Below are 26,773 nucleotides of genomic sequence, written 5' to 3' on the forward strand. Positions count from 1 at the left end.
GGTGGGCAACAATAGGAGGCGTGTATATCGTCCTTGCACCGCCGTCTGGCGGGCAGCGCCTGAGCGGAGTGGACGATGCCCAGGCAGCGTTTGTACCGGTGGACTCAGCTGGAGCGCCCACGGCAGACGCCGTCGTCGTTCCTGCAATGAACATCGAGGAGACCGTCCGGGAACTGGAGCGGCCGGGAATCCGCTGGGTGTGGGACAGCACACGCACCTGGTACCCGCGCATGCTCGCCGCAGGCGTCACCGTTGAGCGTTGCCACGACGTCGCACTCAGCAGGGAGATACTGCGCCACTCCCCCTCCTGCGCAGGAACGGAGTACGGCAACCGCCTGCAGTCCCGCCCCGATGAAGCCGAGGACGCGAACCCCGCCCGGGTGCTGCCGCCCGTGGCAGCGTCGCCTCTCCAGGGCAGCCTGTTCGAGGCGGCACAGCCTGCCGGCGGCGCAGACGCACTTCAGGTAGCGGCGGAATTCGCTGAGCAACAGCAAGCGCTCAAAAACAGCGACCGACCAGCACAGCTGGCCCTGCTGGTCGCAGCTGAGTCCGCCGGCGCACTCATCGCCGCCGAGATGGAGTTTCACGGCATTCCGTGGCGCGCAGACCTCCACGACGAGCTGCTCACCTCCCAGCTCGGGCCCCGCCCGCGGGAAGGCCATCGACCTGCAGAGCTTGAGCGCCTGGCGGCTGAACTGCGCGGGGCTCTAAACAATCCCCGGTTCAACCCGGATTCTCCGCAGGAACTACTGCGCGCGCTGCACCGGGCGGGCATCGAAGTGTCTTCGACAAGGTCCTGGGAACTCCAACGCCACACACATCCCGCCATTGCGCCGCTGCTGCAGTACAAGAAGCTTTCCCGCCTCCTCACCGCCAATGGCTGGACCTGGCTGGACACCTGGGTACATGGCGGCAGGTTCCGTCCCGAGTACATTGTCGGAGGGAGCATGTCGGGGCGCTGGGCGTCCAATGGCGGCGGTGCCCTGCAGATTCCGCGGCAGGTACGTGATGCCGTCCGCCCGGACCCGGGCCATGTGCTGATTGTCGCTGATGCCGCGCAACTTGAACCACGGGTACTTGCTGCGCTCGGCAAGGATTCCGCACTGGCGACGGCCGGCCGCGGGCTGGACCTGTACCAGGGCATTGCAGACCAGGGCTTCGGCGGCGACCGCGCCAAGGCCAAACTTGCGATGCTCGGAGCTATGTATGGCGCCACCACCGGTGAATCCGGCCGTCTGATGCCCCAGTTGACCCGCACCTACCCTCAAGCAATCTCCGTGGTTGAGGCAGCAGCACGAACCGGCGAGGCGGGCGGCGTCGTCGCAAGTTTCCTCGGCAGGGGCTGCCCTCCGCCGTCGGAACGGTGGCTCGCCGCTCAGCGCACCAGCAGCGCCGCCGAGCAGCAACGCGCTGATTCCCTCGCTCGATCGCGCGGCCGCTTCACACGCAACTTCGTGGTCCAGGCCACTGCCGCGGAGTGGGCACTGTGCTGGCTGGCGGAATTACGACGACGGCTACGGGCCGGAGCTGCCGACTTCAACAGTGCGCACATCGTCTTCTTCCTGCATGACGAGGTGATGCTGCATGTCCCGGCCGAGCTGGTCGACCGGGTATCGGCGATGGTCACCGAGGCTGCTCGGTCCGCCGCGCACCTGATGTTCGGCCACATCCCGGTGGAGTTCCCGGTGAACGTTGTGGTGGTGAACTCCTACGCCGATGCGAAGTAGCTGGACGGCAAAGTAGCGGCGAAATAACTGGATGACCGCCAGCTAGAGAGGCGCGTCCCGCTCCCGGGTCTCGTCCCAGGGCTGGGCCCAGCCCAGTCCGTCAAAGAGCCGTGACAGCAGGAGCCCGGTGAAGCCCCAGATGGTGATGCCGTCGATGGTGAAAGCAGGCGTGCTGTGCTTGCGCCCGTTACGCCTGACCACCGCCGTGAAGCGCACCTCGTCCGACAGCAGGTCCGCTACCGGCGCGCGGAACACATGTGATGATTCCGCGTGGTCCACCACGCGCACCGGGGTGGGAGACGCCCACCATCCGAGCACCGGCGTCACTAGATAGTTGCTGACGGGCAGGCCGACTACCGGCAGCGCGCCCAGGATTTCCACACCTACGGGATCCAACCCGGTCTCTTCCTCAGCCTCACGCAGGGCTGCGGCGGCGGGACTGGCGTCGTCGTCGTCGATTTTCCCGCCGGGGAACGCCACCTGGCCGGGATGGCTGCGTAAGGTTCCCGCGCGCGTCACGAACAGGACATCAAGATCGTCGGGGACGGCAGCGGAGTGGGTCCTGGCGGGTCTGTCGTCGAGGTGTCCAAAGAGGATAAGGACCGCGGCAGGCCTCGCGGTTCCCAGGTCGATCCCGCGGAGCTGCCAGGACTCGGTGGTTTCCGCGCCCGGGCCGATGGGGGCTGCCCGTTCGGCGAAAGCTTTCAACTCAGCGTAAGCGCTCATGCGCTCAACGTGTGCCCGGCAGCCAGCAGCTCGGCGCGGGACGCGCCCTCCAGCATGCGGCGGTGAAGCTCCTCGCGACCGGGGGCCAGCTCATACTTGAGCAACTTCCGTGCCTTCTCCGGATCCACCTCGCCTTCTCCGTAGGAGGGGCAGAGCGATGCCACCGGGCACGCACCGCACGCCGGCTTCTTGGCGTGACAGATGCGGCGGCCGTGGAAAATCACCCGATGGGAGAGCATGGTCCAGTCCTTCCGCTCGAAGAGCGCGGCGACCTCGGACTCCACTTTCACCGGGTCATCCTCCGTGGTCCAGCCGAATCGCCGGGACAGCCGGCCAAAATGGGTATCGACCGAGATCCCCGGAATCCCGAAGGCGTTCGCGAGGACCACATTGGCGGTCTTGCGGCCCACACCCGGAAGCGTGACGAGGTCTTCGAGACGGCCGGGCACGTCTCCGTCGAATTCATCAACGATTCTGGTGGCGAGAGCGAGAAGGCTCCTCGACTTGGCCCGGAAGAACCCTGTGGGACGGATCATGTCCTGGAGCTCATCTTCAGCGGCTTCAGCGAGGCTGCGTGCGTCGGGGTAGCGGGCCAACAGCGCCGGTGTGGTCAGATTGACACGGACATCCGTGGTCTGGGCGGACAGGACCGTTGCAACCAGCAGCTCGAACGGGTTGCGGAAGTCCAGTTCCGCAACGGCGTAAGGGTAGGTTTCGGCCAGAATCCGATGAATCTTTCGTGCGCGGCGCTTCAGTGCAATTGGAGATACGTCCACGCCGACCCGTCCTTCCTCGTAGTTCCTACCGGCCCGTTGCTATCCCTCGGTGGGGGCCCGCTCGATGTTCCGCAGATCCCTCATGACGCCAACACGGCCGGTGCGCTTGTCCTGAACGAGGAACTCGTGTCCGCGGTCCTCGATGCCGACTTCCCAGTCGCCGGGCTGAAGTACGAACAGCGGCGCGCCCGTCTGCTCGTCAACCACTGAACGGGGTGTCCCAACGGCGAACCAGAAAGCCTCAAGCATGGGCTCGTCCTCATCAGCGTCACGGGTAGCCGAGATGGATTCCGTACGGCGATGAGAGGAGTGCTCATCCCCAGTGTCGTTAGAGCGCTGCGCAACGGGGTGAGCCGCCGTTCTGTCCGGCGTGGTTCCCTCGATCCTGGGTTGCGCGGCGGTAGCTGCCGGCGCGGCGGACTCCGTTGGCGCGACAGAGGCAGCGAGTGCAGAAGACGCAGCGGATCCAGCGGTACCCGCGGACTCCGCGTGCGTCCCGGAAGGAGCGGTCGCTGCGGACGTCGCCAAATCCTCAGCGCCGGAATCTGCCGGCACGGCCGGGGCGGGAGCGGCGCCGGACTGCGCTGCTGGTTCCGTGGCTTCAGGAGACGCCGCTGCAGACGTCTCAGCGTGCGCTGCAGAGCCCGCGGTCTGACGTGCTGAATCTTGCACCGGATCCTGCTGCGCGGAAGGTTCCTGTCCGGAAGGTTCCTGCACCGAGGGACTTTGGGCGGCACCCGATCCCTGGCCAGCTGCATATCCCGCGACGGCGTAACCGGCACTGTATCCGGCGCTGCTCGGGCCACTCGCAGTTGATTCCCCTGAGGAGGACGGGCTGTGCCAGCCGCTGACCTTCTCCGCCGGGACCGGCTTGGGCGGGCGCTGCTTCGCGGGCAGCGCTTCCCTGGCAATGGGATGAGCGGACGACGACGGACGGCCGGCGAAATCGGGCCTGAACAGGCCAATATGCGGGCCGCCGACGGTGGCCACAAGGAATCCGACCGATCCGAGCAGAGCAATCAGCGCACCGATCTCGAACGTCGTGACCGTCTGAAGGAAGAAAAACGCTGCGGCAAAGGCCGCCGCAACCGAAGCGAACTGGTCAACGGAGAGAGAACCGACGCGCAGCCGCTTGCTGCCCTGGCGGCGGGCCACCAGCAGCGCCAGGGCAGCGACGGGCAGGAGAATGCCGATACCCAGGAAGAAGAGGGAGAACGTGCGCCACAGGTTGACGCCGTCAACGAACGGCAGGATGGTTCCGACAAACATCACCAGCACGGAGACACCGATGACGGTTTCACGCAGGGTGAAGGGGCCGGCTACCGCCTCGGGTCCGTGTTCGGTAGGTCCGGCGGACGGCGAAACATCAGCAGGGGTTTCGGACCTGCCGGATTGCTGCACCGGCGAGCTGTGCGCGGTGTCTGCGCCGCCGTCGTACTGGCGCTGTTCGGTCATGTCTGGATTCTCCGTTTCAATAACGGCGGTGGGTGCCGCAGTCGAAGGTGCCGAAGGCGTTGAGCCGGATTCGGATTTCTTTGACAACCCTAGTCAACGCCCACTTCCTTTCCTACCAATGATGGGACATGTCGGGTCCGCGCGCCCACCGCTCACCGCAGAATCCGTGCCTTTCGCATCTGCTGTGTGACCGGTGGCACACGGTTTGGGGGAGGTCGCCACTACTGTGGAACACAGCACATTCGCGGGCCGACTGAGTCTGTTCAAGCCCGCCTGAAGTACCGATTGGCCGAAGGGGCTCACAATGTCTGAAGACACCCGGATTTCCACTGGTGACGCGTTTGAAAATCTGCTTCACGAGGAACGACGCTTCCCGCCGAGCGAGCATTTCGCTGCCCATGCCATTGCCACGGCCGAACTGTATGAGCAGGGCAAGGAAGGCCCTGGATTCTGGGCACGCCAGGCTCGGGAACTACTGACCTGGCATGAGGATTTCTCGCAGGCCCTGGACTGGTCTGAGGCTCCCTTCGCCAAATGGTTCGTCGGCGGGAAGGTCAACGCCGCCTACAACGCGCTTGACCGCCATGTTGAGCAGGGCCGCGGGGACCGCGTTGCCATCCACTTCGAAGGTGAGCCGGGTGACACCCGCACGTACACCTACGCTGAGCTCACCACCGCAGTGAAAAAGGCTGCCAACGCCTTCGAATCGCTCGGGGTGGCGAAGGGCGACCGCGTGGCGGTTTACCTGCCGATGATTCCCGAGGCAGTCATTACCATGCTGGCCTGCGCCCGTATCGGCGCCGTCCACTCGGTGGTCTTCGGCGGATTTTCGGCCGACGCCCTCCGCAGCCGGATTGACGATGCCGAAGCCAAACTGGTGGTCACATCCGACGGCACCTACCGCCGCGGCAAGCCCAGCGCCCTCAAGCCCGCCGTCGATGGCGCTCTTGAACGTCCCGGACACACCGTCGAGAACGTGGTGGTGGTTAAACGGAACGGGGAGCCGGTCGAATGGACCGAGGGGCGGGACACCTGGTGGGATGACGTCGTGGGGACGGCATCGGATGAGCACACCGCTGAAGGGCACGATTCAGAGCATCCGCTTTTCATCCTCTACACCTCCGGCACCACCGGAAAGCCAAAGGGCATCCTGCACACCACGGGCGGCTTCCTCACGCAGACAGCGTTCACGCAGAAGTACACCTTCGACCTGCACCCCGAGACCGATGTCTTCTGGTGCACCGCGGACATCGGCTGGGTTACCGGCCACAGTTACGTTGCGTACTCACCGCTGGTGAACGGCGCTACCCAGCTGATGTATGAAGGCACGCCTGACACCCCGCACCAGGGCCGTTGGTGGGAGCTGATCGAGAAGTACAAGGTCTCCATCCTCTACACCGCTCCCACAGCCATCCGCACCTTCATGAAGTGGGGACGGGACATCCCGGCCAAATTTGATCTCTCCTCCATCCGGGTCCTCGGCTCGGTCGGTGAACCCATCAACCCCGAAGCGTGGATGTGGTACCGGGAGATTATCGGCGGCAACGGCGGACGCTCGGATACCCGCGCTCCGATTGTGGACACATGGTGGCAGACCGAAACCGGGGCGCACATGGTGTCCCCGCTGCCCGGGGTCACGGCGTGCAAGCCCGGGTCTGCGCAGGTGGCAATGCCCGGCATCGCCGTGGACGTGGTGGACGAGATGGGCCAGTCGGTGCCCAACGGTTCCGGCGGCTACCTGGTGATCCGTGAACCGTGGCCCGCGATGCTGCGCGGAATCTGGGGAGACCCGGAGCGGTTCAAGGAGACCTACTGGTCCCGCTTCGACAACATGTACTTCGCCGGAGACGGCGCCAAACGCGATGAAGACGGCGACATCTGGCTGCTCGGCCGCGTGGATGACGTCATGAATGTCTCCGGGCACCGGTTGTCCACAACGGAAATCGAGTCCGCGCTGGTGAGCCACCCATCGGTGGCGGAGGCTGCCGTCGTCGGTGCCTCTGATGAGACCACCGGTGAGGCTGTGGTTGCGTTCGTGATTCTGCGCGGCTCCGCAGCTCAGGACGACGACGTCGTTACCACCCTGCGCAATCACGTTGCCAAGGAGATCGGGCCGATTGCCAAACCCCGCAATATCCTGGTGGTGCCCGAACTGCCCAAGACACGCTCCGGGAAGATCATGCGCCGCCTGCTCAAGGACGTGGCGGAAGGCCGCGAGGTCGGCGATGCGACCACGCTGTCGGATCCAACGATCATGCAGCAGATCGCCGCGTCGCTGCGGAAGTAGCGCTCGCGCCTGACGATTACGCCAAAGGCGGGCTGAGCGCCGGATTGCCACCCTCAGGGGAGGCGGTCCGGCGCCTGCAGTGTGAGGTGCGTCAACCGGCACTGTGACCTTGCCCGGGAAAGCTGGCCGCGCCAGGGTCGCGGCGAGGACAATTCTGAAGCGTGTCCACCTCTACCGCACCCCGCCCGACGCCGGCCACCCGCCCAGGAATGGCCCGGAAGACCGCCGCTGCGTCCTTCGTCGGAACCGCCCTTGAGTCCTATGACTTCTACGTTTTCGGCACTGCAGCCGCGCTCGTGTTCAATGAGGTCTTCTTCGCCGCCCAGGACCCCCTCGCGGGCACTCTCTCGGCGTTCCTGATCTTCGCGATGGGCTTCGTGGCCCGCCCGCTGGGAGCCATCCTCTTCGGTCACCTCGGCGACCGGATCGGCCGGAAGAAAACCCTCATCTGGACCATCCTGCTGATGGGCCTGGCTACGGGTTCTGTGGGGCTCCTCCCTGATTACAGCGTCATCGGCGTGTGGGCGCCCATCATCCTCACCGTGCTGCGCCTGCTCCAGGGTTTGTCGCTGGGCGGCGAGTGGGGCGGATCCATCCTGATCGCCACGGAGCATGCCAGCCCTCGGAAGCGCGCCCTGTACGCGGCCATTCCCCAGCTCGGCTCGCCCGTGGGCACCATGCTGATCTCGCTGATCTTCCTCATCCTCGCGGTGACCGTACCGGACGTCATGACCACGTGGGGCTGGCGCATCCCGTTCCTCCTTGCGTTCCCGTTCCTCGCCGTCGCGCTCTACCTGCGCCTGGCAATCGATGAGACGCCGGTCTTCCGGACCACCAAAAAGGTGCGCGTACCGCTGGTGAGCGTGCTGCGCTCCCAACCGGTCGCCGTCGCCGTTGCCACGGCGTCCGCCGTCCTCGGGATCGGCTCCTACTTCCTCATGGTTTCCTACACGCAGGCCTACGGAACCGAGCGGCTGGGACTATCGCAGGAAACAGTGCTGAACGCGGCGCTCATCGGTTCGCTGCTGCAGCTTGCAACCATCCCGGCCTTCGGCTGGCTGGCCATGAGAATCGGGTCGGCGAAGGTCGTGGCCGGCGGGGCAATCGGCACCGCGCTGATCGCTTTCCCGCTGTACTGGGTCATCAGCATTGCGGACGCTCCGCTCTACGTTGCCGCGATCCTGCTCGGCGGAATCCTGCCCACCGCAAGCTGGGCAGCGCTTGGCGGCCTGATGGCGGACCTCTTCGAACCGAGCACCAGCTTCACCGCGCTGTCCTTCTCCTACAGCATTGCCGCGATCGTGGCCGGTTTTGCGCCGTCGATCACGCAGGCATTCGGTGCGGCGACAGACGGCGCATGGTGGCATCCCGGCGTCGTGCTGGCTCTCATGAGCCTCGTGACCGTTGCCGGCGCAACGGCGGCAGCACGCCTCCGCCGGCCTGTACCCGCCCTCGACTGACGCCCGCCAAACGGCGGGTCCACCGCCTGACGAATCAGGCATAGTTAAGCCATGGCGACCACTACCCTCCTGATCCTCAACGGCCCCAACCTGAACCTGCTCGGCACACGGGAACCTGAGGTCTACGGCTCCCACACGCTCGACGACGTTGAGAACCTCTGCGCCTCCGCCGCCGGTGCTCACGGGTGGGCCGTCAACTGCAGGCAGTCGAACCATGAGGGTGATCTTGTCGACGCCATCCAGGGCGCTGCCGGAACAGCAGACGGAATTGTTCTCAATGCCGGCGCCTACACCCACACCTCGGTAGCGCTGAGGGACGCAGTCAGCGCGGTGGGCCTGCCGATCGTCGAGGTGCACATCAGCAACGTGCACCGCCGGGAGGAATTCCGGCACCAGTCCTACCTCTCCCCCGTGGTCGATGCGGTGATTGTGGGCGCCGGCGTGGACGGCTACCGGATGGCCATCGACCACCTGGTGCGCAAACTGACGCGCCATGACCTGATGCAGGGCGGTTATGAGGGACGATAGAGCTATGACGGAAATCACCTCTATCGACGACGTTGTCGATGACGCCAAGAATGCCCCCATGCTTCAGGTGAAGAACCTGGCAGTCAGCTTCCGCACCACCTACGGCGAGGTACACGCCGTCGAGGATGCGAGCTTCACCCTCCACCGCGGACAGACGCTGGCCATCGTGGGCGAGTCGGGTTCGGGCAAATCGACGACGGCGATGGCCTGCATCGGCCTGCTGCCCGGCAATGGGCGGGTCACCAGCGGAAGCATCCTCTTCGAGGGCAGGGACCTCGTTCCCCTTCCGGAGTCCGCGATGCGCACCATCCGCGGCCGGGCTATCGGCCTGGTGCCTCAGGACCCCATGTCAAACCTCAACCCGGTCGCGAAAATCGGCACCCAGGTGGCGGAAACCCTGCTGGTGCATGGGCTCGCGGACAAGAAGAACGTCAAGGAACGCGTGGTCGAGGTGCTCTCCGCTGCCGGCCTGCCCGACGCCGCGGACCGCGCCAAGCAGTACCCGCACGAGTTCTCCGGCGGCATGCGCCAGCGCGCGCTGATCGCCATCGGGCTCGCGTGCCGTCCGCGCCTGCTGATCGCCGATGAGCCGACCAGCGCCCTCGACGTCACCGTGCAGCGCACTATCCTCGACCAGATCGACACGATGACCGAGCAGCTCGGAACCTCGGTGCTGCTCATCACCCATGACCTCGGTCTGGCCGCGGAGCGCGCGTCGGAGCTCGTGGTGATGCACCGCGGCCGTGTAGTTGAAACCGGTCCCGCTGCCCACCTCCTCAACGATCCCAAACACCCCTACACGCAGTCACTGGTCCGGGCCGCACCGAGCGTGGCGGCGGTCCGCCTCCGTCCGGGCGCCTACCACGAGGACGCCGCGAAGCGCACCGCTGTGGCGCAGGCAGCCTTCGAGGAGCACCAGGCGGACGCCGACTCCGTAGACGAGGCCGCACCGACGAACAACATCGTCGAAATTCGTGACTTGACCAAGATCTACAAACGCCGCGGCAGCTCCGAAGACTTCTATGCCGCAAAAAACGTCACCCTGGACATTCCACGCGGGCAGACGGTCGCCATCGTGGGCGAGTCCGGCTCAGGCAAGACGACGACGGCGCGTATGCTCCTGAAGCTCATCGAACCCACCTCGGGCACCATGAAGTTCGACGGCATGGACGTGGCAACCCTGGACAAGGCGCAGCTCGCCGATTTCCGCCAGCGCGTGCAACCTGTCTTTCAGGATCCGTACTCCTCACTGAACCCCATGTTCACCATCGAGCGGATCGTTGAGGAACCCCTCAACGCCTATAAACGCGGCTCGAAGAAGGAGCGCGCTGCCCGCGTACGCGAGCTCATGGACCAGGTGTCCCTGCCGCACAACGCGCTGCGGCGTTACCCTTCGGAGTTGTCCGGCGGCCAGCGGCAGCGCGTCGCCATCGCCCGGGCCCTCGCGCTGAAGCCGGAACTGATCGTCTGCGACGAGCCCGTCTCCGCCCTCGACGTGCTGGTGCAGGCACAGATCCTCAGGCTTCTGGGTGACCTCCAGTCCGAGCTGGGCCTGAGCTACCTGTTCATCTCCCACGACCTCGCTGTTGTGCGGCTCATCTCCGACTACGTCTGCGTCATGAAGGACGGCGAGCTGGTTGAAGCGGCGAGCTCCGAGGAAGTCTTCCAGAACCCGCGCCACCCCTACACCCGGAAGCTCCTGGCTTCCATCCCGGGCAACGAACTCAATATCGCCTGACCCCTCCTCCGAGGGCCCTTCTGTGGGAACTTTTGCGCACCTCCGGCGACTTCTGACGCCCAGAAGCCGCCGGAGCTGCACAAAAGTTCCTTAACGTACGACGGCGGCCGGCCACCTTCGCTTCGAAAGGTGACCGGCCGTCGTCGTACTTTTTCCTGAAAGATCTACTTCTGGCGGGTCTTCGGGTCCAGCGCTTCGCGCAGCGATTCGCCCAGCAGGGTGAATCCGAGCGCAGTGATGGCGATACACGCACCGGGCAGGAACGCCAGGTATGGATCCGAGGCCAGCTCCCGCTGTGCGTAGGTCAGCATGCGGCCCCATTCGGCTGTCTGCGGAACCCCGCCGCCGAGCCCCAGGAAGGACAGGGCAGCGGCGTCGATCACGGCTGTCGCAAGGGACAGTGTCGCCTGCACGATCACCGGCCCCACGCTGTTGGGCAGCAGGTGGCTCATGGTGATGGTGCGCTTGCTCAGGCCGAGCGTCTGCGCTGCCAGGATGTAGTCCGAACCACGCTGCGAGAGCATGGATGAACGCAGCAGGCGCGCGAAGATCGGCAGCTGCGAGGCACCGATTGCGATCATCACCGCGTAGGGCCCCTGTCCCAGAATGGCCGCGATACTGACGGCGAGGAGCAGGTTCGGGACGGACAGCAGAATGTCCACGAAGCGCATGATGACGCTGTCCACCCAGCCGCCCAATCCACCGGCAAGCAGCCCGAGCAGCATTCCGCCGGCCAGGCCGATCGCCGTCGAGATGACGCCGATCAGCAGCGACGCCTGCGCCCCCCAGATCAGTTTGCTGAGCACATCACCACCGAAGCGGTCGAGGCCCAACGGGTACTCCGCGAGTTCGCCGGGTCCGGGGATGTTGGTCGGGGTGATTTCCGTGCGCCCGGGCAGTGCTTCCCCGCCGTAGGGTGCAAGGATCGGCGCCAGCGCGGCGACCAGGAGGAACAGCCCGATGATGATCGCGCCGGCAATCGCCTGCGGGTTTCGGCGCAGCCGTCGGAACGCGTCTTTCCAGAGGCCGGTGCCGCCGCCCTCGGCGAGGCTCGGATCAGTGGTCGGAGAAGTTGGCCCGCCCGCGGCGGGAGGCAATACTGTGCTCATTGCACACGCACCCTTGGATCGATGACGGAGTACGAGACGTCAACCAGGAGGTTGATCAGGGCGTACAGGATCGCGATGAAGATGACGAAGCCCTGCAGCACCGGATAGTCCAGTTCAAAGATGGCGTCGCGGAGGAAACTTCCGATGCCGGGGAAGGCGAACACCGTTTCGGTGAGGACCGCACCTGAAATGAGCAGGCCGGTCTGCAGGCCAATGGTCGTCACGACCGGGAGCATCGCGTTACGCAGGATGAACCGGCTTCGGATTGTTCTTTCCATGAGGCCCTTTGCGCGGGCCGTCCGAACGTAATCGGCGTTCTGCACTTCCAGCACCGAAGCGCGCGTGATGCGCACAATGATGGCCAGCGGGATGGTTCCCAGTGCGAGCCCCGGAAGGATCAGGTGCTGGAAGGCGTCCCACGCGGCGTCGTACTCGCCCGTCAGGATGCCGTCCAGCACATAGAAATCCGTGACGTGCGTCGCGTTGATGCGCGGATTCTGGCGTCCATCCGGCGGCAGGATGGGCCACTGGATGGCGAACAGGTACTTGAAGATGAAGGCCAGGAAGAAGACCGGAACAGTGATGCCGATCAGGCTGAGGACTACCGAACCATGATCGACAAGCTTGCCGTAATGGCGGGCGGCCATATAGCCCAGCGGGATACCGACGCCGATCGCGAAGATCAGCGCCACCACGCTCAGTTCAAGCGTGGCCGGGAAGCGTGTTGCGAACTCTTCCAGTACGGGACGGCCCGTGATGATCGAGGTGCCGAAATCACCCTGCAGCAGTTTACCCATGTAGGTGAAGTACTGGAGGAGGATCGGTTCGTCGAAACCGTACAGTTCGTTGACGCGGGCGACCGCTTCCGGGGTTGCCCGCTCGCCCAGCAGGGCTGTTGCAGGCCCGCCCGGCAGGCCTCGAACCCAGAGAAAAAGCAGGACCGAAAGTCCAAACAGGGTCGGAACGAGCAGGGCGAGGCGTTTACCAATGACGCGAAGCACGAGGTCCTTTCAACAGTGTGGCATCGAGTGGACGAGAGCAAACAAAAGCGGAGGGACCGATGGGCCGGTCCCTCCGCCAGAGTTGTTACTCGTTCAGTTCGATCATGTTGAAGACTTCGTCATTGACGGGGCTCGCCGGGTAGGAATCTACCCGCGGAGCGAACGCCAGGGACGGCGCCGGGTGCGCCAGCGGAATCGCCGGGTTGAACTGGGCGATCTGCTCGTTGATCTCCTCGTACGTGGCGGTCTGCTCCTCGCGGTCAGTCATGCCGCGAGCCTCGCTGAGTGCGTTGAACAGTTCCGGATTGTCGAAGCCGAACTCGGGCTTCTCCTGGCCGAAGAAGACGCCGATGAAGTTGTCGGTGTCGTTGTAGTCGCCGGTCCAGCCGAGCAGGTGGATGCCGTGGTTCTCGGTGCCCTGGATGCGGTCGAGGTAGTCAGGCGTCCAGACATCCGGCGCCGGGGTGACCGTGATACCGACGTCCTTCAGCTGGTCGCTGAGGTTCGTGAACACCTGCTCCGGAGTAGGCATGTACGGGCGGGAGACGTCAGTCGGGTAGTTGAACTGGACCTCGAAGCCGTCCGGGTAGCCGGCCTCGGCCAGCAGTTCCTTGGCGCGCTCAGGATCATACTCGTACGTGGTGATGTCCTCGTTGTAGCCGTCCACAACATCGGGGATGAACTGGGTGGCCAGCTGGGTTCCCTCGGGCAGCGTCTGGTCGATCAACGCCTGCTTGTCGATTGCGTGGTGGATGGCCTCGCGGACCAGCGGATCACTCAGCTCTTCGACGGCGTGGTTGATGCCGAGGTAGAGGATGGTGAACGGATCGCGCGGAACGATCATGAACCCTTCCTCCTCAAGAACGGGAATGTCCGCCGGGGAGACGAGGTCGAAACCGTCGACGGTTCCGGCCTGCAGCGCCTGGGTGCGTGCCTGCGGGTCATCGATGATGCGGAAGATGACCGTCTGGACGTCGCCCTGCTCGCCCCAGTACTCCTCGTTGGCGGTGACGGTGAGGTCTGCGCCGACGTTCCAGGAGTCAAACTTGAACGGACCGGTTCCCACCGGGTGGCCTTCCGCGTACTCGCTCAGCTGGGGAGCTTCGGAGGAACCTCCGATGTCATCGGCGTTGAACTCCTGCAGCGCGGTGGGGCTCTGCATGGCGAATGCCGGCAGGGACAGAGCGGGGATGAACCCGGCAAACGGCTTGGCAAGCGTGACGGTGGCCTCGAGGTCCCCGTTCACTTCGCAGGACTCATACACCGCAGCGTCCGGCGAATCAGCGAAGCCGCGGAACAGGTTGTTGTAGTAGTAGGACACCGACGGCGCCTGGGCCAGACCGGTGAAGTTGTACCAGCGGTCAAAGTTGAAGCAGACGGCTTCGGCGTTGAACTCGGTGCCGTCGTGGAAGGTCACGCCTTCCTTCAGCGCGAACGTGGTGGACAGTCCGTCCTCGGATGTTTCCCATGATTCCGCCAGCAACGGTGCCGGGTCTGCCGTGCCCGGCTCGACGCCTACAAGGCCCTCGAAAATCTGCCGGCTGACGCGGAAGGACTCGCCGTCGCTCGCGAAGGCGGGGTCAAGCGATGCTGGGTCGGACGAGGCCGCGAAGACGAAAGTCGAGTCGACCTCGCCCTCCGCCGCTGCGCCGCCGTCCTCTTCACGCTGGCTCTGGACGCAGCCGCTGAGCAGCAGAGCGCTGATTGCGGCGCCGGCAGTAATGGCGGCAGCGCGCTTCTTTGTGGGATGCGTCCCCCGCGCCGATGTGCTTGTGAACATTAAGTGCTCCTGATGATCTGTTACCTGGCGGACACGTCACTGTGCCCGGGCGGCGCACGGGCAGGCCGTGTTGCCTAATGTGACGAGCCTAACTCCCAGCGCGGGCGCATGCAGTATTTCCCGCCAGCAAGCGATCACGATTTGGTTAAGCGCCGGCACTTCCTAGCGTTCGGTGCACTGCCCGGCGGACACGGTTTCACTGAGCGCTGCTGCCTGTTCGACGACGGGACGGAGCTCCCCCAGTGTCAGCGCGTACCCCACTGGCACATCAGCCGTGGATTTCGCAAAGATGACTCCGGCGACGCGGCCCTCCATGTCCAGGAGCGGTCCGCCGGAATTCCCCTGCTGAACGTTTGCGGCGAGCGTGTAGACGTCGATCGCCGTCGGGTCAGCACCGTAGATATTCTCGACAAGGACGTCGGACCGGTTCTGGATGCTTGCCGGCTGAACCTGGAACGGCCCGCCCGCTGGGTATCCGGCGAAGGCCGCGGTGTCCCCGGTTTCGAGGTCCTCCCCGAGTGCAAGCGGCGCGCGGTCCAGGCCGTCCACAGCGATCACGGCGATGTCCCTCACCGGATCGAAATAGACAACGCTTCCCGGCACTGCGCCTGCACCGGGAACCTCGACGACCGGCTGGTTTACCCCTGCTACCACATGGGCGTTGGTCACTACCCGACCCGGCGCGACGATGAATCCGGACCCGGTTTGGTTCTGGCCGCACTGGTAGGCGGTTCCGGCGATGCGCAGGACCGATTGGGATGCGGTGGCGAGCGCCGGTGTGTCCACTGATGCATCCGGTACCGGAGCCGGGCTGGCCGGCGCCACACCCTCAAGAAGCGTGGGTATGCCGTCAGCAACGGCAATGGAGCGGATCTGCGCCATCCAGGCACGAACGGGCGACGGCGTCAGGGTGTCAATACTGCCGAGCACCTTCGACGATGCGATTGACTGGGAAAGGAAGGGCACGCCCATGGTGCTGATGCTGAAAGCCAGCATGGCAAGTACCAGCGCGGCCACGACGACATTGGTGGCCCCTCCCAGAAGGCGGTCGATGACGCGCACGGGAGCTGACCCGGCCCTGCTGCTGAGCGCGCGTCCCAGTCCCGCGCCGAGTGCCTGCCCGATGATGACCAGGAGCAGGGCAGTGGCGATCACCGCCGCGAGCCGCCAGGAGTCCTCGGATACCGACGCACTGACCAGCGGTATGGCGAAGAAGGCGGCCACTGCGCCGGCCGCGAACCCGATGATGCCGCCGAGGGTGACCAGGAAGCCGTTCTTCAGCCCGGCAATGAGGTAGCCAATCAGCATCAGCACCAGGATGATGTCCAGGAGTGTAAAACCGAACACGCCACTCCCTTTCCAGGAAGCGCTGCACTTCCCATGCTGAGCTTTGATTCTACGGTCCCGCGCTGACAGTCCGCCGGGAAGGATTGGAGTGATTTCCCCTACCCCGTGGGCGAACATGCGTGTAGCAGGTGTCACAACGTCCTTGCGTACGGCAAGATGGGAAAAGACGGGAAACTGGCTGGTTCTGCATCATACAGAGGAGATTTCATGGATATCGAGGTACTGCGCAGGGCGCCCCTGTTCGCTTCACTGGGCGACGAGGTGTTTGCGGCGCTCACTGACGAGCTGACCGAAGTGGACTTGTCGCGCGGCGCATCGGTCTTCCGGGAAGGCGATCAGGGCGACCAGCTGTACTTCATCGTCTCCGGCAAAATCAAGCTTGGCCGTACCGCACAGGACGGCCGCGAGAACCTGCTGGCAATCCTCGGCCCCGGTGAGCTCTTCGGCGAAATGGCCCTGTTCGATCCCAGCCCCCGCACCGCCACGGCCACGGCTGTGTCCGAGACCCGCCTCGCCGGCCTCAAGAACGAGAATCTTCGTGCCCTGCTGGAAACCCGCCCCGAGGTGTCCGCCCAGCTGCTGCAGGCCCTGGCCCGCCGGCTGCGCCGCACCAACGAATCCCTGGCGGACCTGGTCTTCTCCGACGTACCGGGCCGCGTGGCCAAGGCACTGCTGGACCTCGCGGACCGCTTCGGCCGCCCTGCCACTGACGGCATCCTCGTAGCCCACGAACTGACCCAGGAAGAACTCGCGCAGCTTGTCGGCGCCTCGCGTGAAACCGTGAACAAAGCGCTGGCCGAGTTCGTCCAGCGTGGCTGGCTGCGCCTGGAGGCGCGCGCAGTCGTCATCCTGGACATCCAGCGATTGCGTCAGCGCAGCCGCTAGCCCCCCTTTGGGAACTTTTGTGCAGGTCAGGTGACTCCGCCCGCCGGGAAGTCACCGTAGGTGCGCAAAAGTTCCTGGAAGTGGGGCCGCACCTCCCTCCTGGAATTTTGCGCAGGTCAGGCGGGTCTACGGTTTGGGAACTCACTAGAGGTGCCCAAAAGTTCCTGGGATCCCGGGCGCCATCCCTGCCGGAGGAGTGCCTTCTTGACCTTCGCGACGACCAGCCAGCCGCCCTCCGGCAGGTCAAGGCGGTTCAGTTTCACCTGCGCCCACTCAACCTCTGCAACTTTGGCATCTCTGGCCATATCCTTGGCCTGCTGTTCGGGCGTCAGGTGATGCTCGCCGTCGTATTCGATGCAGACCCGGAACGCCTCGCAGCCGAGGTCCGTCCAGGCAACGATCACCCCGTTTGCGTCCCGTAGCGGACAGTTCACCGAGAATTCCGGCAACCCTGCGTCCTCCAGGATCAGGCGCACCAGACTCTCCGGTGGCGAGTCGACGCCGACGCGAAGCCGATCAAAAGCTGACCGCGCCTTCTGTATGCCCCAGCTCCGTCCGTGTGTTGCGATGAACCGCTCCAGGTCCCGTTTCGGGACCATTGGGATCCTCGGCGGGCCGAAGGAGCGGGTGTGTTCGCTGATGATCTGGTCACCGGCAACCACCAGGTCCTCGAGCGGTAGCACCGTTGCCAAATCCAGCCAGGTTCGGGCGAGCGACGTCACAGGCAACCCGTCGATCTCAACAACGTCTCCTTCGGAGATATCGAGGCGATGGCCCTTGACTCCCTTCCTGCGCGGTCCGGCTGTCTGTCTACCACGGGACAAGTGCACCTGCTCGTGGGAAATCCAGTGCGGTAGGTGTATCCCGTGAATCTCTGCGGCGGTCGTATGCGAAACGAAACTCCCCGGCAGCAACTCCACGTAGGGTCGGCAGCGCGATAAAACGGGTTGGATAGCGCCGACGGGCACGCGCACTTCCCGGCTGGGGGTGGTCAGATCCTTCGCGCGCGTTCGGCTGATCGACAGGTCAGCGCTGAGCGCTGACCGCAAGGTGAAGGACCGTCCAACCAGTTCGTCGGGCAAGGGAGCGCGTTTGGGCATGTTCTATCTCAACGCATTCCCGAATCCTGTGCGCCGACTATCCACAGACGGTAACTTCTGCGCAGATCACGTGGATTCCGACGCCGGGAGGTCACCGTAGGTGCGCAAAAGTTCCGGATTGAAGCTGGACGACGGCGGCTACCGGCCGCGCTGCTCCGAGCCTTCCGTGGCGGTTGAGCACTCGACCTCGATCTTCGTTTCACCCTCGGCCTCAACGAGCCGGGGGGAGAAGACCTTCATCGGCCGCTTGTGGGAAAGATAGGCGATGCAGCCGCGCGAGGAGCCGATCTTCTCGAGGATGAGTTCAACCGCGGGCACAGTCAGTTCACTCAGCCCCCGGCCGACGGTGTTCGGCTGGTTGACTTCATCGCCGAGGGAGGTGGTATTGCGCTGCATGATCTCCTCGGCAGACCACCGCCACTGGCCCCATACGCCCTTGCTCGCCAGCAGGGTGGGCTCCTGATTTACCGGCTGCGCCGCAGCAAAGTACCGCGTGTCAAAACGGCGATGGGCAAAATCCGGACTCAGCCAGGCGGACAGCGGCTTGATGAGGTCGGTGCGCAGACCGAGCCCCCGCTTCGCGAGGATCTCCGCAAACGTCCTGTCACCGGCGGCGATTGCTTCACGGGCTTCCATCCACTGCGGGTGGCGGGTGCCCTCGACAAGGCTCGATGCGTCCGGGCCGGCGAGCAGCACGCCGGTCTCCTCGAAAAGTTCGCGGATCGCGGCAATCACAAATCGCCGCGCAACATGATGATCGTCGGTTGCCAGCGCCGCTGCCCAGTGGGCAGGTGAGGGGCCGAACCAGGTGACCGGTTCGTCGTCGTTCTCCTCCACGCTGCCGCCGGGGAAGGCCACCACGCCAAGCGGTGACTCCCCCCGACGGTAGGAGAGGTACACCTCGGTACCGACCGGAGCGTCACGGATCAACACGACCGACGACGCCGGACGCGGCTTCATTGGGGTGCGCTCGCCGTGATCAATCCAGCTGCGGGCGGCACCCTGCTGCTCTTCCGGGACTGGGAAGAGCCTGGTGCTTGAACGGTTCACGGTGACTAGATGAACTCCGCGATAATCTCGACTTCTACCGACGCATTCAATGGTAGTACCGCAACCCCGACGGCGGAACGCGCGTGGGCGCCGGCCTCGCCGAAGACCTGCCCCAGCAGCTCGGACGCTCCATTGATGACCCCGGGCTGGCCCGTGAACGTGGGATCCGACGCGACGAAGCCCACCACCTTGACGATCCGGCTGATGCGGTCGAGGTCTCCGATCTGGGACTTCACAGCCGCGAGTGCATTGACTGCGCAGACGGCCGCAAACTCCTTGGCCTGCTCGGCTTCTATATCACTGCCGACCTTGCCTGTAGCTGGGAGTTCACCATTAATAAACGGAAGCTGCCCGGAGGTGTAGACGTAGTTGCCGGAGACTACTGCGGGAATGTAGGCGGCCACCGGAGCGGCCACCTCGGGGAGGGTGATCCCGAGATCCTTCAGCCTGCTCTCTACCGCTGACACTGCTTCATTGGCGCTGGTCACGACGCGTTTTTCTCCCGTTTGAGGTATGCAACCAGACCGTTGCCGTCAGGCCCCGGAACCACCTGCACGAGCTCCCAGCCGTCCTCACCCCACTGGTCGAGAATCTGTTTGGTCGCGTGGATGATGAGCGGAATTGTGGAGTACTCCCATTTGGTCATGACTCACAGGGTAGCGCGTGCTTGTAAACTGGAGTACATGGCTGCTCGTAAATCTCCTTTCTTTGACACGGCAACCACCCTGGGGAAAATCATTGCATTTCTTGGAATCAGTGGATTGAGTGGGGTGCTTGCTGCCGGTCTCCTCGTGCCCGTGGCTGCTGCTGCCGGCACCGGCGCCTCCGCGTCCATCCAGTTCTTCGAGAACCTCCCGGCTGAGCTTGAGCGCGGTGCGCTCGCCCAACCCTCCAAGATCGTTGCCTCCGACGGCTCGCTGATCGCCACCCTGTATGAGGAGAATCGCCAGCCCGTGACGCTGGATCAGGTCTCCGAGAACATGACGGATGCGCTGATCGCCATTGAAGATGATCAGTTCTACAACCACGGCGGTGTTGACCTGCAGGGCATCATCAGCGCCGCCATCAGCAACATCAGCAGCGACACCACCCGCGGCGCTTCCACCATCACGCAGCAGTACGTCAACAACGTACTCATAGACGCCAGCATGCAGAGCGGCGGCGACATCACCTTCAGCGGTCAGAAAACCCTGGGCGACAAGCTCCGCGAAGCCAAGCTGGCTATCGCCGTGGAGAAGGAGCTGAGCAAGGACGAAATCCTTGCCGGCTACCTGAACATCGTGCCGTTCACCGGCAACACCTACGGCGTCCAGGCCGCCTCCAAGTACTTCTTCAACGTCGAGGCAAAAGACCTCAACATCCAGCAGGCTGCGCTGCTTGCCGGCGTGGTCAACGGCCCCACCTTCTACAGCCCCGAGCTCTACCCGGAGCGCTCGCTCGAACGCCGCAATCTGGTGATCGGCCGCATGCTGGAGACCGGAAAAATCACTCAGGAAGAGTATGACGCCGCCGTTGCCTCGGATCTCGGACTGAACATCACGCCGGTCTTGAATGGCTGCGTAGGCGCCGAGCAGGCACCCTACTTCTGTGACTATGTGACGCACCTGGTCCTCAATGATCCTGCCTACGGCGAAACCCGTGAGGACCGGGAGAACCTGTTGTACCGCGGCGGTTTGACCATCAAGACCACCCTTGATCCGCGCGCACAGGCAGCTGCGCAGACGGCCATCAATGAGACCGCCAACCGCGAGACCACCGATCCCGCCGTGGGCCACTCCATGGTGAGCCTTGAGCCGGGCACCGGAGACATCCTGGTCATGGCTCAGAACACGCGCTTCATGCCGGGTGAAACACCGGGCGACTCCGTTCAGAACTTCAATGTAGACGCGTATTACAAGGGTGATCCGAACAAGCCCATTGGCGGTCTCGGCGGATTCCAGCCGGGCTCGACCTTCAAGCCGTTTGTCGTGGCCGCCTGGCTGGAAGACGGCCGGTCGCTCAATACAGTGGTGGACGGCAGCAAGAAGGCTTACCCTGCCGGCGATCGCTGGGAGGCCAGCTGCCTGCCGCGAGGGTTCTACGAGATCCTCAGCGACGACCCGAATTACGAGTACGAGCCGCAGAACTATGGCGACACCAATTACGGTAATTACACCGTCCTTGAAGGCCTTGCGCAGTCCTACAACACGGTGACCTTCGAGACCGCCGAACAGCTCGATCTCTGCAAGATCCGTGACATGGCCTTCGAGATGGGCGTGCACAACGGGAAGAGCTCGGAGGGTGAGCCACTTCCGGTCGATGTCAACGTCCCGATGCTCATCGGTGGTTCGAGCGACGTCTCCCCGATGTCAATGGCAACCGCCTATGCCACCCTTGCCGCCGAAGGCCTCAAATGCGAGCCTCGGGCACTTGTTGAAGTGACTGCGGTCAACGGAGACACTTATCCGGTTCCGCCGGAATCATGTGAGCAGGTAATCCCGAAGGAAATCGCGCGCGGAGTGAACTACGCCACCCAGGCAGTGATAGAGCGCGGTTCGGGCCAGTTGCTTGAGTTCGGCGACATCCCCATGGCCGGCAAGACCGGCACCAATGACGCCCGCTCGCAGACCTGGTTCATGGGTTACAACTCCGCCATGGCAACGGCCTCGTGGATCGGTAACTGGAAAGAAGGCAACACGAGCCTTAGCGGAATGCAGATTGGCGGACGGACTTACCCGGAGATCGACGGTTCGCTGATCGCTGCGCCGTCCTGGGCCCGCTACATGCAGCAGATCCAAGGTTCCTACCAGCCCGAGCCGTTTGCTGACCCGCCGTCGAACATGATCAATACCAGCCGCCAGGAACAGCAGGACCAGTTATCACAGCAGCCGAATTCCAACGGGACAACCAACGGCACAACCAACAACGGTCAGCTGATTCTCCCCCCGGCACCCGGCGGTAACACCCTGCCCGTTACGCCCCCAGACAATTCAGGGAACAATGGGAACGGCAACGGTAATGGAAACGGCAACGGCGGAGGTAACGGCTGATCGTGGGGACAACCACAGAGGGTTCGCGTAACGGCGCAGCGGTAGCGCTGGGCATAACAGCAGCGGCCGGCGTCGCCACCTTCGGCTACGCAGCGTTCGTCGAGCGCAACCTCTTCGGACTTCGCAAGGAGAACCTCGCGATTCTTCCCCAGGGCAGCAGGCCGCTGCAGGTCCTGCACCTCTCGGATATCCACATGGTGCCCCGTCAGGCCGCCAAGACCAAGTGGTTGCAGGGCCTTGCAGAGCTGAAGCCGGACCTCGTGGTCAATACCGGCGACAACCTCAGCCACCCCAAGGCGCTTGCGCCCCTACTGGATGCGCTCGAACCGCTCCTCGAGTTCCCGGGTGTCTTTGTTCCCGGTTCCAACGATTACTACGCACCGCGGCTGCAGAATCCGTTCAAGTACTTCACCGGTCCCTCCTCAAGCAAGGCAGACAAGCCGCTGAAGGAACTTCCCTGGCAGCAGATGTTCGCGCGGTTCGGCTCCGCTGGCTGGGTTGATCTGACCAACCGGTCGCAGTCGGTTGCTGTTCGCGGCGTCCGGCTGGATCTGAGCGGCGTTGATGATCCCCATTTGGGACGGGACAAGTTCGCCGGGTTCCCGGCGGGAAGCAGTACCGCAGGCGAGGCACCCCACCTTCGTGTCGGCGTCGCCCATGCCCCGTACCAGCGTGTCCTCGACACCTTCACCGACGGCGGAGCAGACCTGATATTCGCCGGCCACACACATGGCGGACAGGTATGCGTTCCCGGGTACGGCGCCCTCGTCAGCAATTGTGATCTGCCCACCTGGCGTGCCCGTGGTCTGACCCAGTGGGAGCACAACGGCCGGGCAGTCCCGCTGAACGTGTCAGCGGGAATCGGAACCTCGCGGTTTGCGCCAGTCCGTTTCGCCTGCCGCCCCGAAGCAGTATTACTGACGCTCACGTCACGCTGAGCAACGGGTCCGCGGTGACGGTTCCCTGACGAGCGCGTCGCGCACGGTCTGACATAGGATTGTTGCTGGGGGACACGAAAATTTCGGCTCCCTCGAATCTTCAACTTTCGAGAGAAGTACATGCCGACGCAAACAACGCTGTGGGAGTCTCTCAGGCGCCTGTACCCGCACCTCAAGCCGATCATTCCGCGACTGGTTCTCGGCCTTTTTGCCGCGCTCGGTGCTAGCGTCATGGTGCTTGCCATCCCGCAGGTCTTCCGGGTCCTCGTCAATGACGCACTGGCGGAAGGTCAGGCGAGTTCCACCGTGTGGATCGCATCCGGGATTGTCCTGGTACTCGGAGTGCTCGAGGCTGTCTTCGTTGCCCTGCGGCGGTTCTTCGTCATCAATCCTGCAACCACGGTAGAAACCAACCTGCGCACGTCGTTCTACCGTCATCTGCAGAACCTCGCGGTAGCCTTCCACGACCGTTGGGGCAGCGGCCAGCTGCTGTCGCGTGCCATGTCAGACCTCAACCTCATGCGGCGGTGGATGGCATTCGGCGCCATCATGCTCGTGGTGGACGCAATCACGCTGACCGCGGGCGTGGCCATCATGTTCTTCATGAGCTGGCCCCTGGCCCTGATCTTCCTTACAGCGGCGGTACCCGTGATGATCTACGGATTCCGCTTCCGGACCTCCTACAGCAGGGTCTCGCGCAAGAGCCAGGACCAGGCGGGTGACCTCGCCACCACCGTCGAGGAGTCCGTCCACGGTATCCGCGTCCTGAAGGCCTTCGGGCGGAGCCGGGAAGCCCTGGACGCCTTCAGTGACCAGGCCGAGGAACTGCGTGAAACGGAAATCCACAAAGCCAAGAGCCTGGCCACGTTCTCACTGATCGTGACGCTGCTCCCCGAACTCGCCCTGGGCGCTTCGCTGGTCACCGGCATCCTCCTCGCTGTCAACGGTGACGTCACCATCGGCGGACTGGTCGCGTTCTTCGCAACCGCCGGCGTGGTGGCGGGGCGCGTCGAGTTCATCGGCCCGCTGCTCGCAATGACGTTCACAGCCAAAACGGCAATCGACCGCCACTACGAGGTCATGGAGTCTGAGAACACCATCACCGGACCGCCTGATCCCCGCACCCTCACCGATCCGCACGGCGAAGTAACGTTCGACGACGTCTCCTTCCGTTATCCCGATGCGAAGGACACATCCACTTCGGTCATAGACGGAGTCAACCTCACGCTGAGGGCCGGCGAAACCATGGCTCTGGTGGGAGTGACCGGCTGCGGCAAGAGCACCCTGCTCCAACTGGTACCCCGCCTCTACGATGTCACCGGTGGAGCTATCCGCATCGACGGGATCGATCTCCGCGAGTTCTCTCTGGAGGAACTGCGCCGCCACGTAGCGGTGGCTTTCGAAGACACCACACTGTTTTCCAACTCGGTCCGCGAAAACGTACTGATGGGTGTGGACGCCCAGGACGACGACGACGCCATCCTCACCGAGGCGCTGGACGTTGCGCAGGCGCACTTCGTGTATTCGCTTCCCGAGGGCGTGGATACGCTCATCGGTGAAGAGGGACTCAGCCTCTCCGGCGGGCAGCGCCAGCGGCTGGCGCTCGCCCGGGCCATCGCGGCCAAGCCGCGGGTGCTGGTCCTCGACGACCCGCTGTCCGCGCTCGATGTGCGCACGGAGGAACTTGTGGAGGAGCGCCTGCGCGAGGTCCTCGCGGATACCACCACACTGATTGTGGCCCACCGCCCCTCCACAGTGGCGCTCGCCGACCGCGTCGCACTCATGGAGAACGGACGCATCTCCGCGGTCGGTACCCACACCGAACTGCTGGTCCGCAGCGACCACTACCGCTACGTCATTGCGAGCCTGACCGAGGAACCCGTGGATCTGGACAGCGAGCTGGAAGAGCTGGAGCACAACGACCAGGAGGCCCGCGCATGAGTGCAGCACCGAAACAGGAGAAGCAGGAAAAGCCGAACAGGCGCACCCGCGCGGGCCAGCCGCCGTCGGTCATTTCCTCAGGAGTCTCCAACGAGGACAAGGTGATGCTGGACCGGGCACAGAACAAATCGGTGCGGACACGGTCCTTCAAACTGCTCGGTTCCCTGATCCGCCCCAACCGCAGGCAATTCATCTGGACCGCGTTCCTCGTGGTCCTCTCCCAGATCGCACGGGTGGCCGGGCCGGCGATCATCGCCTTCGGTATCGACCACGCTCTCCCCTCGCTGCTGCAGGGCGAGTCCGCGCTGCTCTGGGCTGCGGGCATTACCTACCTCATCGCGGCCGTACTGGCAGCGACCCTCACAGCCGGCTACGTCCTCGCAGCAGCCCGGCTGAGCCAGGAAATGCTGCTGGATCTCCGCCTGCGCGTCTTCCGGCACACCCAGCGGCTCAGCCTCGAGTTCCACGAGAAGTACACCTCCGGGCGCATCATCTCCCGCCAGACCTCGGACCTGGAAGCGCTACGCGAGCTGCTCGACTCCGGCGTCAGTTCCCTGGCGTCCGGCCTGATGTACATGATCTTCACCGCTGTCACCATCTTCGTGCTCGACTGGCCCACCGGATTGCTCCTTCTGGTCGCGGCTATCCCCATGACGTTCCTGGCGCGCTGGTACCAGAAGCACTCGCAGATCGCCTACCGGTCATCGCGGGTGGTGTCGGCGAAGCTGATCGTCCACTTCATCGAGACCATGACCGGCATCCGTGCGGTCAAGGCGTTCCGCCGCGAGAAGGTCAACGCAGACCGCTACGACGAGCTCGCCGAGGACTACCGCAAGGTGACGGTGCGCTCGATCAACCTCAACGGCGTCTTCCAGCCGGGCCTGGTCCTGATCGGCAACGTGACCGTGGCCGCCGTGCTCCTGTTCGGAGGTTTCCGGGTGCTTGGCGGATCGCTCGAGGTCGGCGCGCTGCTGGCACTGCTGCTGTACAGCAAGCGGTTCTTCCAGCCGGTGGACCAGATGGCGATGTTCTACAACTCGTTCCAGTCAGCAGCCGCCGCTCTCGAGAAGGTGTCCGGGCTCCTGGAGGAAGTACCGACGGTGCGCCCGCCGAAGAACCCCGTGCCGTTGAAGGACGCGCAGGGCCGGATAGAGTTCGACGGCGTTGAGTTCCGTTACGGGGATGGTCCCGTCATCCTGCCGCGCATGGACCTCACGATCCCGGCCGGGCAGACGATTGCCCTCGTCGGCCAGACGGGCGCCGGTAAGTCCACTCTCGCCAAGGTCATCGCGCGGTTCTACGACGTCTCCGAAGGCAGCATCACCCTCGACGGTGTGGACCTGAGGCAACTGTCCCCGCAGGACCTGCGCCGCGCCGTCGTCATGGTGACGCAGGAGGCGTTCCTGTTCAGTGGGAGCGTGGCTGACAACATCGCCCTGGGCAAGCCGGAGGCGAGCCGCGAAGAGATCGAGCAGGCCGCCAGGGCTGTAGGAGCACATGAGTTCATCACGTCGCTGCCCGAGGGCTACGACACCGATGTGAACAAGCGCGGCGGCCGGGTCTCCTCGGGGCAACGGCAGCTCATCAGCTTTGCCAGGGCGTTCCTCGCGGACCCGGCGGTCCTGATCCTGGACGAGGCAACGTCCTCGCTGGACATCCCCAGCGAACGGCTGGTCCAGCAGGGCCTGCAGAAACTGCTCGGCAACCGGACCGCGCTGATTATTGCGCACCGGCTCTCTACGGTGGAGATCGCGGACCGCGTGCTGGTGGTGCATGATGGCGCGATTGTCGAGGACGGCACACCCGCTGACCTGATCAGCGGCAACGGCCGTTTCGCCACCCTGCACGCAGCCTGGCAGGACTCGCTCGTCTAGCGCTGGTCAGCGAGCTGCTGCC

The 26,773-nt window shown here is 64.3% G+C and carries 21 protein-coding genes; 10 read left to right on the forward strand and 11 right to left on the reverse strand.

Features of this window, described 5'->3' with window-relative positions:
• The first annotated feature begins 20 nt into the window (after window positions 1–20).
• Complete coding sequence (locus tag ACZ2GY_RS13475; protein WP_471672114.1) at window positions 21–1,727, forward strand: bifunctional 3'-5' exonuclease/DNA polymerase; 1,707 nt, start codon at window positions 21–23, stop codon at window positions 1,725–1,727.
• Between the two features lie 42 nt (window positions 1,728–1,769).
• Here the strand turns inward: ACZ2GY_RS13475 and ACZ2GY_RS13480 are convergent, their stop codons facing one another.
• The 3 genes from ACZ2GY_RS13480 to ACZ2GY_RS13490 are packed head-to-tail and all read right to left on the reverse strand — an operon-like array spanning window position 1,770 to window position 4,684.
• Complete coding sequence (locus tag ACZ2GY_RS13480; RefSeq protein WP_471672115.1) at window positions 1,770–2,453, reverse strand: NUDIX hydrolase; 684 nt, start codon at window positions 2,451–2,453, stop codon at window positions 1,770–1,772.
• Window positions 2,450–3,229 carry an endonuclease III gene (gene nth, locus ACZ2GY_RS13485; RefSeq protein ID WP_471672116.1) on the reverse strand — a complete coding sequence of 260 codons (780 nt, stop codon included), beginning with the start codon at window positions 3,227–3,229 and terminating at the stop codon, window positions 2,450–2,452. The genes ACZ2GY_RS13480 and nth overlap by 4 nt, the downstream gene beginning before the upstream one ends.
• Before the next feature lie 39 nt (window positions 3,230–3,268).
• Window positions 3,269–4,684, reverse strand: coding sequence for a hypothetical protein (locus tag ACZ2GY_RS13490; protein WP_471672117.1), 1,416 nt, complete (start codon window positions 4,682–4,684; stop codon window positions 3,269–3,271).
• A 304-nt stretch (window positions 4,685–4,988) separates the two neighbouring features.
• Here ACZ2GY_RS13490 and acs point away from each other — a divergent pair, with 304 nt between their 5' ends.
• The 4 genes from acs to ACZ2GY_RS13510 all read left to right on the forward strand — a co-directional run bounded on the left by acs (window position 4,989) and on the right by ACZ2GY_RS13510 (window position 10,697).
• Entirely contained in the window at window positions 4,989–6,971 is a 1,983-nt protein-coding gene (gene acs, locus ACZ2GY_RS13495) for an acetate--CoA ligase (protein WP_471672118.1), read from the forward strand.
• A gap of 161 nt (window positions 6,972–7,132) precedes the next feature.
• Complete coding sequence (locus ACZ2GY_RS13500; RefSeq protein WP_346027321.1) at window positions 7,133–8,431, forward strand: MFS transporter; 1,299 nt, start codon at window positions 7,133–7,135, stop codon at window positions 8,429–8,431.
• Window positions 8,432–8,482: 51 nt separating this feature from the next.
• On the forward strand, window positions 8,483–8,959 hold the full coding sequence (gene aroQ / locus ACZ2GY_RS13505; protein ID WP_346027322.1) for a type II 3-dehydroquinate dehydratase: 477 nt from the start codon (window positions 8,483–8,485) through the stop codon (window positions 8,957–8,959).
• Window positions 8,960–8,963: 4 nt separating this feature from the next.
• Entirely contained in the window at window positions 8,964–10,697 is a 1,734-nt protein-coding gene (locus tag ACZ2GY_RS13510; RefSeq protein ID WP_471672119.1) for an ABC transporter ATP-binding protein, read from the forward strand.
• Window positions 10,698–10,861: 164 nt separating this feature from the next.
• Here the strand turns inward: ACZ2GY_RS13510 and ACZ2GY_RS13515 are convergent, their stop codons facing one another.
• The 4 genes from ACZ2GY_RS13515 to ACZ2GY_RS13530 form a co-directional block, all read right to left on the reverse strand.
• A complete protein-coding gene (locus ACZ2GY_RS13515; RefSeq protein WP_056543438.1) occupies window positions 10,862–11,806 on the reverse strand; it encodes an ABC transporter permease in 945 nt (314 codons plus the stop codon).
• A complete protein-coding gene (locus tag ACZ2GY_RS13520) occupies window positions 11,803–12,807 on the reverse strand; it encodes an ABC transporter permease (protein WP_056543435.1) in 1,005 nt (334 codons plus the stop codon). Before ACZ2GY_RS13520 ends, ACZ2GY_RS13515 begins: the two co-directional genes overlap by 4 nt.
• Before the next feature lie 85 nt (window positions 12,808–12,892).
• Window positions 12,893–14,587: an ABC transporter substrate-binding protein gene (locus ACZ2GY_RS13525; RefSeq protein WP_277357764.1), complete on the reverse strand. Its 1,695-nt coding sequence runs from the start codon at window positions 14,585–14,587 to the stop codon at window positions 12,893–12,895.
• 162 nt (window positions 14,588–14,749) lie between these two features.
• Complete coding sequence (locus tag ACZ2GY_RS13530) at window positions 14,750–15,934, reverse strand: MarP family serine protease (protein ID WP_346027325.1); 1,185 nt, start codon at window positions 15,932–15,934, stop codon at window positions 14,750–14,752.
• A gap of 207 nt (window positions 15,935–16,141) precedes the next feature.
• On the opposite strand from ACZ2GY_RS13530, the gene ACZ2GY_RS13535 reads away from it, so the two are divergent.
• Window positions 16,142–16,819 carry a Crp/Fnr family transcriptional regulator gene (locus ACZ2GY_RS13535; RefSeq protein WP_026544229.1) on the forward strand — a complete coding sequence of 226 codons (678 nt, stop codon included), beginning with the start codon at window positions 16,142–16,144 and terminating at the stop codon, window positions 16,817–16,819.
• A gap of 116 nt (window positions 16,820–16,935) precedes the next feature.
• Here ACZ2GY_RS13535 and ACZ2GY_RS13540 read toward each other — a convergent pair whose 3' ends face one another.
• From ACZ2GY_RS13540 to ACZ2GY_RS13555, 4 genes are all read right to left on the reverse strand, one after another.
• Window positions 16,936–17,919, reverse strand: a complete 984-nt coding sequence (locus tag ACZ2GY_RS13540; protein WP_471672120.1) for a hypothetical protein — start codon at window positions 17,917–17,919, stop codon at window positions 16,936–16,938.
• 138 nt (window positions 17,920–18,057) lie between these two features.
• Window positions 18,058–18,969 (reverse strand): NUDIX hydrolase, encoded by a 912-nt coding sequence (locus ACZ2GY_RS13545; RefSeq protein ID WP_346027327.1) that lies wholly within the window; start codon window positions 18,967–18,969, stop codon window positions 18,058–18,060.
• Between the two features lie 5 nt (window positions 18,970–18,974).
• Window positions 18,975–19,457, reverse strand: a complete 483-nt coding sequence (locus tag ACZ2GY_RS13550) for a RidA family protein (RefSeq protein ID WP_277357768.1) — start codon at window positions 19,455–19,457, stop codon at window positions 18,975–18,977.
• On the reverse strand, window positions 19,454–19,615 hold the full coding sequence (locus ACZ2GY_RS13555) for a DUF4177 domain-containing protein (RefSeq protein ID WP_157358939.1): 162 nt from the start codon (window positions 19,613–19,615) through the stop codon (window positions 19,454–19,456). The genes ACZ2GY_RS13550 and ACZ2GY_RS13555 overlap by 4 nt, the downstream gene beginning before the upstream one ends.
• A gap of 37 nt (window positions 19,616–19,652) precedes the next feature.
• On the opposite strand from ACZ2GY_RS13555, the gene ACZ2GY_RS13560 reads away from it, so the two are divergent.
• The 4 genes from ACZ2GY_RS13560 (at window position 19,653) to ACZ2GY_RS13575 (ending at window position 26,751) form a co-directional block, all read left to right on the forward strand.
• Window positions 19,653–21,998 carry a transglycosylase domain-containing protein gene (locus tag ACZ2GY_RS13560; RefSeq protein ID WP_277357769.1) on the forward strand — a complete coding sequence of 782 codons (2,346 nt, stop codon included), beginning with the start codon at window positions 19,653–19,655 and terminating at the stop codon, window positions 21,996–21,998.
• Window positions 21,999–22,000: 2 nt separating this feature from the next.
• Window positions 22,001–22,936, forward strand: a complete 936-nt coding sequence (locus ACZ2GY_RS13565) for a metallophosphoesterase (RefSeq protein ID WP_277357770.1) — start codon at window positions 22,001–22,003, stop codon at window positions 22,934–22,936.
• 120 nt (window positions 22,937–23,056) lie between these two features.
• Entirely contained in the window at window positions 23,057–24,877 is a 1,821-nt protein-coding gene (locus ACZ2GY_RS13570) for an ABC transporter ATP-binding protein (protein ID WP_471672121.1), read from the forward strand.
• A gap of 104 nt (window positions 24,878–24,981) precedes the next feature.
• Entirely contained in the window at window positions 24,982–26,751 is a 1,770-nt protein-coding gene (locus ACZ2GY_RS13575; protein ID WP_471673597.1) for an ABC transporter ATP-binding protein, read from the forward strand.
• Window positions 26,752–26,773: the final 22 nt, after the last annotated feature.

The sequence above is a fragment of the Arthrobacter sp. KKT183 genome (assembly GCF_055657625.1).